This window comes from Mycetocola sp. (assembly GCF_046716805.1).
In the GTDB taxonomy this organism is placed as follows: domain Bacteria; phylum Actinomycetota; class Actinomycetes; order Actinomycetales; family Microbacteriaceae; genus Mycetocola_A.
The window spans coordinates 1-13,567 of the sequence record NZ_JBKJWH010000182.1; the positions used below are offsets into that span (position 1 = coordinate 1).

General features: G+C 63.8%; 11 protein-coding genes. 3 read left to right on the plus strand and 8 right to left on the minus strand.

Features of this window, described 5'->3' with window-relative positions:
- Together ACLQ62_RS14575 and ACLQ62_RS14580 are read right to left on the minus strand one after the other, a co-directional pair.
- Positions 1-1,539 (minus strand): ABC transporter substrate-binding protein (locus ACLQ62_RS14575; RefSeq protein ID WP_411722352.1); only part of this gene is annotated, 1,539 nt, incomplete at its 3' end.
- Between the two features lie 85 nt (positions 1,540-1,624).
- Positions 1,625-2,878, minus strand: a complete 1,254-nt coding sequence (locus ACLQ62_RS14580; RefSeq protein WP_411722353.1) for a M20 family metallopeptidase — start codon at positions 2,876-2,878, stop codon at positions 1,625-1,627.
- 184 nt (positions 2,879-3,062) lie between these two features.
- Between ACLQ62_RS14580 and ACLQ62_RS14585 the strand changes: the two genes are divergently transcribed.
- Positions 3,063-4,085: an Lrp/AsnC family transcriptional regulator gene (locus ACLQ62_RS14585; RefSeq protein ID WP_411722354.1), complete on the plus strand. Its 1,023-nt coding sequence runs from the start codon at positions 3,063-3,065 to the stop codon at positions 4,083-4,085.
- Positions 4,086-4,258: 173 nt separating this feature from the next.
- Positions 4,259-5,293: an ornithine cyclodeaminase gene (locus ACLQ62_RS14590; protein WP_411722355.1), complete on the plus strand. Its 1,035-nt coding sequence runs from the start codon at positions 4,259-4,261 to the stop codon at positions 5,291-5,293.
- A gap of 150 nt (positions 5,294-5,443) precedes the next feature.
- On the opposite strand, the gene ACLQ62_RS14595 is transcribed toward ACLQ62_RS14590, so the two are convergent.
- The 4 genes from ACLQ62_RS14595 to ACLQ62_RS14610 all read right to left on the minus strand — a co-directional run bounded on the left by ACLQ62_RS14595 (position 5,444) and on the right by ACLQ62_RS14610 (position 9,764).
- Positions 5,444-6,460, minus strand: coding sequence for a LacI family DNA-binding transcriptional regulator (locus tag ACLQ62_RS14595; RefSeq protein ID WP_411722356.1), 1,017 nt, complete (start codon positions 6,458-6,460; stop codon positions 5,444-5,446).
- 29 nt (positions 6,461-6,489) lie between these two features.
- Complete coding sequence (locus tag ACLQ62_RS14600; RefSeq protein WP_411722357.1) at positions 6,490-7,401, minus strand: carbohydrate ABC transporter permease; 912 nt, start codon at positions 7,399-7,401, stop codon at positions 6,490-6,492.
- Between the two features lies 1 nt (position 7,402).
- Positions 7,403-8,272 (minus strand): carbohydrate ABC transporter permease, encoded by an 870-nt coding sequence (locus ACLQ62_RS14605; RefSeq protein ID WP_411722362.1) that lies wholly within the window; start codon positions 8,270-8,272, stop codon positions 7,403-7,405.
- A gap of 190 nt (positions 8,273-8,462) precedes the next feature.
- Positions 8,463-9,764 carry an ABC transporter substrate-binding protein gene (locus ACLQ62_RS14610; RefSeq protein WP_411722358.1) on the minus strand — a complete coding sequence of 434 codons (1,302 nt, stop codon included), beginning with the start codon at positions 9,762-9,764 and terminating at the stop codon, positions 8,463-8,465.
- 201 nt (positions 9,765-9,965) lie between these two features.
- Here ACLQ62_RS14610 and ACLQ62_RS14615 point away from each other — a divergent pair, with 201 nt between their 5' ends.
- Positions 9,966-12,002, plus strand: coding sequence for a beta-galactosidase (locus tag ACLQ62_RS14615; RefSeq protein ID WP_411722359.1), 2,037 nt, complete (start codon positions 9,966-9,968; stop codon positions 12,000-12,002).
- Between the two features lie 107 nt (positions 12,003-12,109).
- Here the strand turns inward: ACLQ62_RS14615 and speB are convergent, their stop codons facing one another.
- A complete protein-coding gene (gene speB / locus ACLQ62_RS14620) occupies positions 12,110-13,111 on the minus strand; it encodes an agmatinase (protein WP_411722360.1) in 1,002 nt (333 codons plus the stop codon).
- Positions 13,112-13,134: 23 nt separating this feature from the next.
- On the minus strand, positions 13,135-13,350 hold the full coding sequence (locus ACLQ62_RS14625) for a hypothetical protein (protein ID WP_411722361.1): 216 nt from the start codon (positions 13,348-13,350) through the stop codon (positions 13,135-13,137).
- Positions 13,351-13,567: the final 217 nt, after the last annotated feature.

Genomic DNA, 13,567 nt, shown 5'->3' on the forward strand with positions numbered 1-13,567 from the left:
CACCTCGACGGAGAAGCCATTGCGACTGACGGCCATCGCGGACTGTGGGCCCAGGGGAATGGCGTGTGCGTCGGCCATGGCGATCTCCTGCACCGACTCGTAGACCCCGCAACGCTCGTCACCGGGAACGAGGGTCATGGCTTCTGCGGCGAGCGTCTCAATCTCGGGGGCGACGCTGCCGGTGATGTTGCGGCCACCGTTTTCGGATGCCACGCCGATGAACGGAGCGATGACACCGTTCATCGTCCCACCGCTGTTGAGCGCCCCATAGATCGTGAGGTCCCAGTTCTCCGGTTCGGTGTCGATGACGGTCGCCCAGGTGCCGATGTCGGTGTTCTCATGTGTGACGTCGGCGCCGACTTCGCGGAGGGCTTCTGCGACGTAGCTGTTACCCGACCCGTTCGGGCCGATGATGTTGAGTCCGGGGAACGTGATCGAGACGCCGGACAGGAGCTCTTTCGCAGCGTCCAGATCCTGCCCGATGGTGAGCTCGGCGTCGGTGGTGGCGCACTCGATGCCGGGGGGTGCGAAGGAGACGTAGGGTTCGCCGACCCCTCCGCTCATCGCCTGCATGTATGCCTTGCGGTCGATCGCCATCGCGACCGCCTTGCGCAGCTCAGGGTCCTCGAAGGGTGATCCCGGGCGCTCGTTGAAGATGACGTAGGTTGTCGCCTGGGGAAACAGCTGGGCTGTGACGGTCGACTCGTTCTCGAAACGGGCCAGGTCTTTGCCCATGATCGTCGCGACATCCTTTGTGCCGGTCAGGAGCTCGTTCGACACGCTGCTGGAGTTCGCGTTGATGGCGGCGTCGATAGTGGTCGGCACCGCGCCCTTGAGCGCTGACTCTGTCTCGGGAGCGACGTCGTAGTCCTCACGGAGGGTGAACTCGTAACCGACACCCGGCTGGGATTTCGTGAGCGTGTATGGGCCCGAGAAGGCAGCCTCAACGGTTCCGGCGGCGAGACCTTCCGGGTCCTCGAGGCCGGCCGGGCAGACGATGCCCGTTCCGGCGAGGGTCAGCCCCTGCAGGAGGTCGGTCCATGCCTGCGACAGTTCGATCGACACCGTGCCAGCGGCATCATCAGCTGTGACGGTCACCTCACCCGGCCCCATGGCCTCCTGGCGGAATCCAGCCCGGTTCTCCGGATTCTGGAAGAAATTCAGTGAATTGGCCACCACGGTCGGGGTGATCGGGGTTCCGTCAGCACAGGTGGCGTCGTCGCGGATCGTAAAGACTCCGCCCGTCGGCGTGATCCCCCACTCACTTGCCAGCGAAGGAACGAGGGCATTGTCAGGGCCGCGCGAGATCAGGTTGTCGAAGAGCAGTCGCGAGAAGTCATAGTCGTTGATGTTGCGTCCCAGGTGCGGGGCGAACGTGGTCGGATCACCGGTGATGGCGACGCGGATGGTGTCGGTCGAGGGGGCAGCGCTGCCGCTCTCTGCGCCCGCCGTACAGCCGGTGAGCGCGATCGCCGCGGTAGCGACCACGGCCAGGGCGACGGTGCCCCGGCTTGTGGGGAGGGAAGATCTCTTGTTCATGTTGTGTGGATGCCTCTCGAATTGTTCGGGACGGGACGGGCGGAGATGGTGCGAAGGGTGCGGTGAAGGGTGGGTTCGGCGGGAGTCATTCGTCGGTCAGGTGTTCGCTGCCGAGCTCGCTGCCGGCATCGGAGGTATCCGGTGCCGGGCGGGCGATCAGGCGGGACCGAAGGACGGGGTCGGTCGCGGCGTCCGCGGCGGTGAGTGCCAACGCAACGGCTGCGTCGATCGCCGCCGCGTCGCCGGCTGCGCTCGCCGCTGTTTCGGCGAAGGCCGCGCTGTGCATCGGCGGGGCGTCCGCTCCGACACCGATGGTCGGATGGATCGATGGAAAATAGTTCGAGACATTCGCCATGTCGGTGGAACCGCCGATGCTTCCGTCGGAGAAGACGATGTCGCGGCCGAGGGCGGCTGCATTGTCGAAGTAGCGCTGATTCAATTCGGCGTCACTGGTCATGGCACTGTACGGATGCTCGGACCGGGTGATACTGAGCGTCGCCCCGGTCGCCAGCGCGCCGGCTTCGAAGCAGCGCGTGAGCTTCGAATGGACGTCTTTGAGGTCGTCGATAGAGTCGGCGCGGATCATCCACAGCCCGCTGGTCGTGCCGGGAATGATGTTCGGCGCGTCGCCGCCTTCCGAGATCATGCCGTGGATCTGCTGCCCGGGCTTCAACTGCTGGCGCGCGAGCCCGATCGAGGTCAGAGCGATTGTCATCGCGTCGAGTGCGTTGACGCCCAGCCACGGCTGTACGGATGCGTGCGCGCTGGCGCCCTCGTAATCGACGCGATACCCGGCGCATGCCTTCGTCGCCATCTTGGCTCGGTCCTCAGGGCCTGGATGCACCATGAGGACGGCGTGACTGCCGTCGAACTGGCCCTTACGCAGCAGATCGATTTTTCCCCCTCCGGCTTCTTCGGCTGGGGTCCCGAGCAATCGCACCGTGAGCCCCAGTTCGTCGACAAGGGGAGCGAGAGCCACGAAGGCGCCGAGTGCAGCGGTGGCGATGATGTTATGCCCGCAGGCGTGGCCGACACCGGGCAGCGCGTCGTATTCCGCGCAGACGGTGACGACGAAGTCACCGGTTCCGATCTCACCGCGCACGGCGGTCGCCAGGTTGCCCAGGCCGTGTTCGACGCGGGCGCCGGTGACGGCACGCAACTCGTCGGCAAGCCACGAGGACGCCTTCACTTCCCGGTGTGCCGTCTCTGGGTTCTCGTGGAGGCGGTGGCTGAAGGCGAGGAGGCGGTCACGGTGGCTCTCAATCTCAGCCTGGATTCTTCCCGATACCGTGCTCGGGAGCTCGGTGGCAGTGAGGGTCCGTGAGCGGTCCGAATCCATTGCGCCTCTTTCTGGTGCGTACTTCTTTGTAAGATTGACCAACTTCGGCGGCCGATTGCCCCCTCAGTGAATGGGACAACTGTTGTCGCCCGACACCGTCCCGGGATACGCAATAGGAAAAGTTGCAGAAATCAGCACGTCCAAACCGGAATCGTGCATTTGACCGTGAAGGAGCAGGCGTTTGGTGCAAAACCCTCTCGCAGACGAGGTGGACCTGCGTTTGCTCCATCTGTTGCAGATCGCACCGCGAATCAGCTGGACCGCGGCGGGCGAAATTCTCGGACTGTCGGCGGGCGCAGCTGCGGCGCGCTGGTCGAAATTGCGTGATGCGGGACTCGCCTGGATCGCCGTCTATCCGAACGTCGCCGTGCCTGGCCAGGTCACAGCGTTCATCGATGTGTACTGCACGGCTCAGAAACGGAGGGATGTGGCGGCGGCGTTGTGCCAGGACCCGCGTGTGGTGAGCATCGATGAGTGCGCCAGGGGACGCGACCTCATCCTGACCGTTGTCTCGCCTGATCTCAGCACGCTCTCGTCGTTCGTTCTCGACGAAATCCGCGACATGGACGGCGTCACCGAAACCGGCACCAGCCTCGTTACGGCGATCCATGCCGAGGGTGCAGCATGGCGACTGGACGCCCTCGACGCCGAGCAGAAGCGACGTGCTCAGGCTGCGAACGATGCGCCCCGGGTGCCGACACCGGCTCCGCCGATCGAGGAAATCTGGCCGTTGCTGCAGGAGCTCGTCCGTGATCCGCGGATCTCCATCGCCGAATTGGCCCGGATCACCGACCGTAATCCTGCGACCGTGCGTCGTCACGTCGCCCAGCTACTCGGCTCCGGCACCATCACCCTGCGGTGCAACACTGCTCCGCCCGTGAGCGGCTGGCCGATCGAGTGCTCTTGGTTGACCCGAGTGCCTCCGGCAGCGCTGACTCGGTCAGTTGAGGCACTTCGCTCGCTACCTCAGTTGCGCATGTGTATGAGCGTCACCGGAGAGTCGAACCTCATTTTCACGACGTACAGCCGGGAACTGGGCGACGTCGCGACGTTCGCTGAACGACTCGGCGTCGTGCTGCCGAGCATCCAGCTGCAGGAGACGTTGGTGCATATGCGCTCGCTGAAGCGCATGGGCTGGCTGCTCCGTCCAGATGGCAGGGCAACGGGCGAGATCGTGGTGCCGAATCCCCGATACTTGCCGGCCTGACGAAGGAGAAGCATCCGCTTGTCGGCTGCGCTCGGCTCTGCCTGATACTGGCGCATCGCGGTGGCGACGAGCACGGATTCGGCGTACCTCCCGTCCGCTGTGCAGAAATCCGAGCTGGCGCGGACCGTTAAGGGAACGATTGAGACAGTGAAGTCCGAAGAAAGGATGCCCGCATGGTGCGTTTCGTAGATGTACAGAACATGTCCCGCTGGATTGCCTCTGAGGGCGTCGAGCCAATTCTCGCCGGTCTTGTCGCTTACCTGGAACAGGACTTTCGTCGCTGGACCAACTTCGAGCGCATCCCACGCATTGCGAGCCATTCAGTGTCCGGCGTCATCGAACTCATGCCGACGAGTGACGGGGAAACCTACGGTTTCAAGTACGTGAACGGTCATCCTTCAAACCCTGGGAACGGTTTCCAGACCGTCACAGCATTCGGTGTCCTCGCGGATGTCGCCACAGGCTACCCGACGTTCTGGACGGAAATGACCCTGCTCACCGCGTTGCGTACCGCCGCGACCTCCGCCATGGTCGCCAGTCACCTCGCCCGCCCGGGATCGACGACGATGGCGATGATCGGGACGGGATCGCAGTCCGAATTCCAGGCGCTGGCCTTTCGCACGATCCTCGGCGTGAAAAACCTGCGGATTTGGGACACGGATGACGCCGCGATGCAGAAGTTCGTGCGCAACATGGCACCGCTCGGCTTCGACATCACCGTGGCGTCGAGCGCGCACGACGCGGTGTCTGGCGCAGACATCATCACGACCTGCACAGCAGACAAGGCCAACGCGACGATCCTGACCGCGGACATGGTCGTGCCGGGCGTGCACATCAATGCGATCGGCGGAGATTGTCCCGGAAAGACGGAGCTCGAGGCGGCCATCCTCGAGAGCGGCACCGTGTTCGTCGAGCACACCGCTCAGACGCGGATCGAAGGCGAAATCCAGCAACTAGCGCCGGACTCGCCAATCATCGAGTTCTGGGAGGTGCTCGTCGGCAGCGCAGCTGGCCGCATCAGCGACGAGCAAGTGACAATCTTCGACTCCGTCGGTTTCGCCATTGAGGACTTCTCCGCCCTCCGCTATCTTCGGGACGCGGTCGCTGTGAGTGACTACTCCGTGGACGTGGATCTCATCGCTGACCCCAGCGACCCGAAGGACCTGTTCGCGCTGATTTCCGCAGCCGAGCTATACTCGGTGCGCTGATAGGTTCTGGGACAGGGTTAACCGTTCCGACAAGCCTGGGAGGAGCCACAGCTGCGGTTCCTTTCAGGGACGTACCACCCGCATGACGCTTAGATAGAGCTCCGGCCGCGGGCCGTGCCTCAGTTGTGAGGCGGCCCGCGCCGCGCAGCTTCACGCCGACTCGCGCCTCACGAGTTCTGTTGGGAGGGTCATGGTGGCGGCCTGATTGCCGTCGATGACCTCGAGCAGCAGTCGAACCATTTCTTGGCTGATCCGGTCGAACGGCTGCCGCATCGTCGTCAACTGGGGTGACGTCGATGTGGCCACGGGGGAGTCGTCGAACCCCACGAGCGCGACGTCCTCCGGAACGCGTCGCCCGGATGACTTCAGCACGTCAAGTGCGCCGGCGGCCATCAGATCGTTGGCCGCGAATACTGCGTCGATCGAAGCATCCCGCGACAACAGCTCAGACATCCCTTGTGCGCCGCTCTCGCGGCTGTAGTCACCGAGAACGACCAGGCTTTCGTCGAAAGCATCTCCGAGTTCGTCCCGATAACCCTCGAGCCGGCCGATGCCGCCGGATGTGTCCTGTGGCCCGGTGATGGTCGCGATCCTCGAGCGTCCCTGCTCGCGAAGGAAGTCGACGACCGTGCGAGCGCCTTCGCGGTCATCTGAGCCGACGTACCCGATCTTCCGCTCGAAGCCAAGCGGGATGCCGCAGGCGATCGCCGGGACCTTCGACTGGACGAGCTCGGACAAGAAGCCCTGGCGTCCGGCGTGTGACGACACCAGCAGTACGCCGTCGACGTGCCCAGCGGTGATGAACTCTGTCACCCTGCGCTGTTCCGCTTCAGTCCCAGCCATGAGGAGCACGAGAGGGAGGTCGCGTTTTTCGAGGGCCTGGGCGGCGCCGCGCATGAGTACGGAGAAGTTGGGGTCTTCGAACAGCCGGTCGTGGGACTCTGTGAGCAGGAACGCCACGGAGTTGGCTCGGCTTGTGGCGAGGTTGCGGGCGTGCGGGTTGACCCGGTACCCGGTCTTCTTGATGGCCGCGTTCACGGCCGATAAGGAATCGGGACTCACCCAGTGTCCGCCGTTGAGCACGCGGGAGACAGTGCCGCGGGACACGCCGGCCTCGACGGCAACGTCGTCGATGGTGGGACGGCGACGGGATGATGTGCTGGACACGCCCCCAGCGTAGTGGGGGAAGTCCTTCATCATGCCTTCACCGCCCCTGCGGCCAGATCCACCTTCCAGAAGCGCTGGAGCAAGAGGAACAGGAGAATGAGCGGGATGACCGAGATCAGTGCACCGGTGATGACGAGCGTGTACAGCGCCGGCGCGGTCGCCCCTTGGTTGAGCAGGCCGCTGAGCCCGACGGTGAGCGGGAACAGCTGATCGTCGCCCAGCATGATGTAGGGCAGCATGAAGTTGTTCCACACGGCGACGAACTGGAAGAGGAAGATCGTCACCAGCCCCGGCAGCATCATCGGCATGGCGATGCGGGAGAAGATGTGCATTTCACCGGCGCCTTCGGTGCGGGCCGCTTCGATGACATCCGTCGGCACGGCGGCGGCCGCGTAGATCCTGGCCAGATAGATGCCGTACGGGCTGATGATCTGCGGCAACAGCACCGCCCAGTAGGTGTTGGTGAGTCCGATCTGCGCCATGAGGAAGTATTGCGGGATGGCGAGGATGACACCGGGAACGAGCACGCCCATGAGCAGGATCTTGAACACTGTCGTCTTGCCTGGGAAGCTGAACTTCGCAAGCACATAGCCGGACAGCGCCGACACGTAGGTGGAGACGAGCGCCCCGACGCCGGCGTACAGGGCGGTGTTGAGCATCCAACGCCAGAACAGGCCGTCGCGGTACTGGGTCAGTTCGACGATGTTGTCCCACAGGTGCGTGCTCGGGATGAGCGTGAAGGTAGAGAACAGTTCGGCGCCGTTCTTCGTCGATGCCATCACCACCCAGAACACGGGGAACAGGCAGTAGATCGCGCCGAGGATCAGGATGCCGGTGGAGACGATGCTGAGTTTCTCGCGGCTTTTCGGCGCGCGGTAGGGGCGGCCGGGAAGCGGAGCGCGCAGGCGGTCAGGACTGGAGGTCTCGGCGATCGAAGTCATGTCAGTCTTCCTGTCCGAAGGCGCGCTTCTGGACGATGCGAAGGAATAAGAACGAGATGGCGAAGGTCGCGATGGCGATCACCATGGAGGTGGCTGCAGCCGAGTAGATGTCGTCGCGGGTGAAGGCATCCCGGTAGACGAGCATCAGCGGTGACCAGCTCGTCGACAGGCTGTTGGACAGCGGACGGAGGATGGTCGGCTCCGCGAAGACCTGGAGGGTGGCGATCATCGAGAATAGAGCGGTCATCACGAGGGCCGGGGCGATGATCGGTATCTTGATCCGCAGGGCGATCTGCACCTCGGTGGCGCCGTCGATCTTCGCGGCTTCGTAGATTTCCGAAGGGACCGCCTTGAGCGACGTGTAAAGGACGATCATGTTGAAGCCAACGCCACCCCAGAGCGCGATGTTGGCGTTGCCGAAGAGCACGAGCTGCGACGACAGCATTGACGGGACATCCCAGCCCAACTGCTCGAAGACGAAGTAGAACGGGCTCACAGCCGGCAGGTAGAGGAAGCCCCAGAGCAGCGAACTGATCACGGCGGGGACGGCGTAGGGCAGGAAGATCGAGATCCGCGAGAAGCCGGTGGCGCGCGTGCGCTTGGAGTCGAGCAGCAGGGCGAAGAGAAGGGCGAGTCCGAGCATGGTCGGAATGAGCACGAGGCCGTAGACCCCGACCCGGCCGATGCTGGCGGCGAATTCGGGATTGGTCAGGGTGCTGATGTAATTCTCGAAGCCGGCGAAGACCCGCTTCTGTCCACCAGAGCCCAGGCCGAGGCCAACCACCTGCTTCTTCTGGAAGCTGAGAAACAGGGTGTAGACGATCGGCGCCAGCATGAACAGCACGAACAACAGGATGCCGGGGGCCAGCATCGCGTAAGGCGTGAGAACGCGCGTGCGGAAGTTCGAGGAACGCTTGCGGCTCGACGTTGCGCGCCTGCGGGCATCCGTCTTGCTGATGGTGCGCGTGGAAGTCTCGAGGGAAGTCACGGAAGTCTCCGGGTTTAATCGTTTGCGGATTCGTGGTTGCCGGGGCACACGGAGTGCCCCAGCAACCATCGGCCTATTTGACCGTGAAACCGCTTTTGGTCAGATCATCGGTTGTGATCTTTTGCATCGCGGCGACCGCGTCGGCGAACGCTGCGGCCGTGCGAGCCTCGGCAGCCTTGGCGAACTCGTCGTTGTAGGCGCTGTATGCCACGTTGACGTTCGGTCCGTATGTGAACGGAGCAACCGACTCGGCGGCACGGGCGGCGACCTCGTAGAAGTCGTCCTGGTGGCTGAAGAATTCCGGCGAGGAGGTGAGCGTCGCTTCAGCGGCCTTTGTGGCCGCCGGGTAAATGCCGGACGTCTCGATGAGCGCCTGGATGGCCTCGGGGTCGGTGTTGAGCCAGGTGATGAACTCGACCGCTTCCTCTGGGTGCTCAGACTGGGTTGTCACCGCAGTGGAGGAGCCACCCCAGTTACCGTTCGACGTCTCGCCGTCCCAGGTCGGAACTTCAGCCGCGACCCACTTGCCTGCGGTGTCGGCGGCGTTTCCGGAGAGGACTCCGGGGCCCCAGACCGAGCTGACCCAGCCGACCTGCGTGCCGTCGTTCAAACCGGCGTTCCACTCGGGGGTGTACATCGGCTTGTTGTCGATCACACCTTCTTCAACGAGTCCGCCCCAGTACTCGGCGACCTTCTGCGTCGGCTCTTCGTCGACCTCGACACCCCAGGCGTCACCATCGATGGACCACCACGAAGCTCCGGCCTGCTGGCTGAGCCCGGTGAACCAGCCGGCGTCATTGGCCGAGAAGGTACCGAGGAACTTGGTCGGGTCTGCGGTGTGCAGGGCACGCGCGGTTTCAGCGTATTCCTCCCAAGTGGTCGGAACGCTGAGTCCGTGCTGGTCGAGGATATCCTGGCGGTAGTAGGCCATCATGGGGCCGGTGTCCTGCGGGATCGCATAGACGGCATCTGATCCGAGGGTGGTGGAGTCCCAGACGGACGCCGGGAACTCGTCTTTGATCTCGTTCGCGCCGGCACCTGAGATGTCGGCGAGGGCATCGGATGAGACGAGGGTGGGGATCTTCTGGTATTCGGCCTGGATCAGGTCGGGGGCGCCGCTGCCGGCCTTGATGGCGGTGAGCAGTTTGGTGATGGCCGGGTCGCCACCGTCCTGCTTGTTGACCGTGACCTGGATGTCGGGGTTGTCCTTGTTCCAGATGTCGACCACCTTGTCGAGGTTGGGCGCCCAGGCCCAGTAGTTCAGTTTGACCGGACCGGAGCTGTCGGCCCCGCCTGCATCGGCTGCACATCCGGTGAAAAGCATGGTTGCTGCGGCGACGGTCGCCAGCGCAGTCATGCGAAGTGATGAACGCATTCGTCCTCCTTGTCGAAAGCAAATCCCTGGTGCCAGGGGCGGTTCGCCGCGCGCTTTCGAAGGAAGCACCGCTTTGTACCTGTGAGCGGTTCTAGTAACGCATACAATCAAAAAGCTGTCAAACAGGAGACCCTTAGACTGGTCTCCGTCATACTTTCCGTGATAGAACTGTGACCGCACACAGTCTAAGGAGATGCATCTATGTCGTGGATTCCCGGCTCGACGAGCCTTCGTTACGGCGGCGATTACAACCCCGAGCAGTGGGATCGCGAAGTCTGGCTCGAAGATATTGCCCTAATGAAGGATGCTGGCGTCAATCTGGTCAGCATCGGCATCTTCTCTTGGGCGCTGCTCGAACCGCGGGAGGGCGAGTACGACTTCGGCTTCCTCGACGACATTCTCGGGCTGCTCGCCGGTGCCGGCATCGACGTCGACCTCGGCACCCCGACGGCCTCACCTCCCGCCTGGTTCTGGAAAAGGTACCCGGCCGCCCAACCGGTCACCCGCGACGGCCGCACCCTCGGCTTTGGCTCCCGTGGCATGGTCAGCCCGAGCTCGCCGGAGTACCGCCGGGCGTCGGCAGCGATCGCCGACCAGCTGGCCCGTCGCTACGCCGACCACCCCGCCGTGGTGATGTGGCACGTCCACAACGAGTACGGCGCTCCGATCAGCGACAGTTACGACGACTACTCGGTGGCCGCTTTCCAGGAGTGGCTGCAGAACCGATACAGCACTCTCGAGACGCTGAACCGCGCATGGGGCACCCGATTCTGGGGCCAGAGCTATGGCGAATGGGACGAGATCGACGCCCCGCGGGTTTCCGCGAGCGTGTCGAATCAGGCGCAGCGTCTCGACTTCCAGCGCTTCACCTCCGACGCTCTGCTCGCCTGTTATCTTGGCGAGCGGGATGCGATTCGTCGATACACGGACGCTCCGATCACGACGAACTTCATGGCGACGAACTGCCCATCGGTCGACTACTGGAAGTGGGCGAAGGAGGTCGACGTCATCGCCAACGATCACTACCTCATCGCCGAGCGCACCGACAACCATGTTCTGCTGGCCATGGATGCCGACCTCACCCGGTCTCTGGCGGGAAACCGCCCGTGGATCCTGATGGAGCACTCCACCTCGGCCGTGAACTGGCAGCCGCGGAACATCGCGAAGCGTGCAGGCGAGATGGCGCGTAACAGCATGTCCCACGTCGCACGGGGTGCGGATGCCGTGCTGTTCTTCCAGTTCCGCGCCAGCCGGTTCGGGGCGGAGAAGTTCCACTCGGCGATGCTTCCGCACGGTGGCACGGAGACGCGCATCTGGAAAGAGGTCGTGGAACTCGGCTCAGACCTCGCCGGGCTTTCGCGTGTGAAAGGTTCGCGCGTGACGGCATCCGTCGCTATCGTCTGGAGCATCGAGTCGTTCTGGGCGCTCGACCTCGAATGGCGGCCATCGGTCGAACTCGGGCACCGCGAACGGATCGAAGCCTTTTACACCGCACTCTGGGGCCTCGGCGTCACCGTCGACTTCGTGCACCCGAGCCAGGACCTCTCTTGCTACGACGTCGTCTTCGCGCCAAGTCTGTATCTCTTAGCCGAGGACGACGCAGCGAACATCGACCGGTACGTCTCCGGCGGCGGGAACCTTGTCGTCTCGTACTTCTCGGGAATCGTTGGAGAAAACGACGAAGTTCCGGCCGGCGCATCTCCCGGAGGCCTGCGCGACGTTCTGGGCCTGTCGATCGAGGAATTCCTGCCACTGTACGAAGATCAGACCGTTTCGCTCAGCGACAGTGCATCCGGGCGGGCGTGGTCCGACGAAATCGCGCTCGGTACGGCGACGGCTGTGGCCACCTATGTGGACGGGCCGGCAGCGGGCAAGCCGGCCGTGACACGAAATTCCCGTGGCTCGGGGTCGGCCTGGTACGTCTCGACGAAGCTCGAGGGCGGGGACCTGCGGTCGCTCGTGACATCGGCGCTTGACGCGGCTGGCGTCTCGTATGTGGCGCCAGTCGAGGGGCTCGAAGTCGTGACACGAACAGGCGAAACCGAGCACTTCACCTTCTACATCAACCATGCGGATGCCGACGCGCCGCTCTCGGTGACCGGCACCGACGTGCTCACAGGCGCTCCGGTTTCAGAAGCAGCGTCGGTTCCGGCTGGAGGTGTGCGCGTTGTTGCGAGCCCGTGTGCAGGAGTCGCTGCTCAAACCCACGATCCTCAGCTTGCGCGCTCGCTCAGCTGATCGTTCGCGGGCGGCCGCGATGGTGCTTGCCGAACAAGCGCAAAGCAAAATGTTGATTGTCCGGCGTGAAAGCTGTCGATACGCCTTGAATCGCGGGCGGTGAGCTCTCACGTGGTTGTTGTTGTAGGGGTCGCGTCGGCACCTGTCGGTTGCGCGCGGCCGGCACTCATGCCCATCAAGGTGATGAGTTCCCATGCCGTGTGTGCTGCTGCAAGGCCGGTCACGCCAGCGTGGTCGTAGGCGGGGGCGACTTCGACGATGTCGGCGCCGACGATGTTCAGTCCGCGGAGCTGTCTGAGAACGGTGAAGAGCTCCCTGGTGGTGATGCCCGCGACTTCTGGAGTACCGGTTCCGGGCGCGTGCGCGGGGTCGAGTACATCGATGTCAATGGAGATGTAGACCGGTCCGGTACCGAGCCGGTCACGGATCTGTTCGGCGATACTTGTCAGGGTTCGCTCCTGAAACGCTTCGCTGCGGATTATGTCGAACCCCAACCCACGGTCATCACTCAACTCGACGGGGTCGTAGATCCCGCCTCGGATCCCGACGTGTTGGCAGTGCCCGAGGTTGAGGAGACCTTCTTCGGCGGCGCGCCGGAAAGGCGATCCATGCCAGATCGCCGCACCGTGCAGCAGGTCCCATGTGTCGAGATGAGCATCAAAATGCAGCACGGCGAGAGGCCCGTGCTGCGTGACGGCTGCGCGGAGCAACGGTAGAGCGATCGTGTGGTCACCGCCGAGCGCGAAGATCTTGGTTCCCTGCTGCGTCAGTTGTTCGGCATGGGCCTGGACGGCGTCTACGGCCTGTTCAATGCCATAGGGGCCGACTCCGACGTCGCCGGCGTCGACGACTTGCTGATCGCGAAACGGGAACGCTTCGTGAAGTTGGTGATACGGGTGCAGTTGGCGGGAGTGTTCCCGGATGTGTGCCGGTCCGAACCGAGCCCCCGGGCGGAAGCTCGTGCCCGAGTCGAACGGGATGCCGAGTACCGCGATATCTGCATGCTCGACGTCCTGGATCGTCGGCAATAGAGCGAACGTCGCAATGCCCGCGTATCGAGGAAGGTTCGGATCATTTCGCTGCCCGATCACTGTGCGCTCAGCCGTCATTTCAGTGCCTTTCGGTCCCGGGCTCACTTGCTCGAGGGGCTCGGAACTTGGGTGTTGTTGAGTGGGTGGAAGCTCTGGCGCGGTTGCGGCGGGACTGCGGGGGTCAGCTCTTTCTTGACGAGCAGACCGGCCACGATGAGTGTCGTACCGATCAGGGCAATCGCCGGTAGTTGTTCGCCGGCGATGCGTCCGATGCTACCGGCCCAGACCGGTTCCCCGGCGTAGGCGATCGTGGGCACCGATGTGGCCGTAGCCGCCGCCGGCAACGAGCCACGAGGCCCGGAGAGGCGGCATTCGCCGCGTTCTCTCCGGACCTCGAGGTCAGCGCTGTTGCTTGCTCTTCTTGAGCTGCTTCACCGCCTTCTCGACGATCTTCGTTGCTTCCTTCACGTCCTTCGATGTCGCGTGCGATCCTGCGATCACTACTTCGCCGATCGCAACGGCGCGGTCGAGGGC

Excerpts from the sequence above, each read along its gene's own strand:
- ACLQ62_RS14615 (WP_411722359.1), top strand. The coding sequence starts at position 9,966 with ATGTCGTGGATTCCCGGCTCGACGAGCCTTCGTTACGGCGGCGATTAC.
- ACLQ62_RS14600 (WP_411722357.1), bottom strand. The coding sequence starts at position 7,401 with ATGACTTCGATCGCCGAGACCTCCAGTCCTGACCGCCTGCGCGCTCCG.
- ACLQ62_RS14610 (WP_411722358.1), bottom strand. The coding sequence starts at position 9,764 with ATGCGTTCATCACTTCGCATGACTGCGCTGGCGACCGTCGCCGCAGCA.
- ACLQ62_RS14590 (WP_411722355.1), top strand. The coding sequence starts at position 4,259 with ATGGTGCGTTTCGTAGATGTACAGAACATGTCCCGCTGGATTGCCTCT.
- ACLQ62_RS14580 (WP_411722353.1), bottom strand. The coding sequence starts at position 2,878 with ATGGATTCGGACCGCTCACGGACCCTCACTGCCACCGAGCTCCCGAGC.
- ACLQ62_RS14605 (WP_411722362.1), bottom strand. The coding sequence starts at position 8,272 with ATGCTGGCCCCCGGCATCCTGTTGTTCGTGCTGTTCATGCTGGCGCCG.
- speB (WP_411722360.1), bottom strand. The coding sequence starts at position 13,111 with ATGACGGCTGAGCGCACAGTGATCGGGCAGCGAAATGATCCGAACCTT.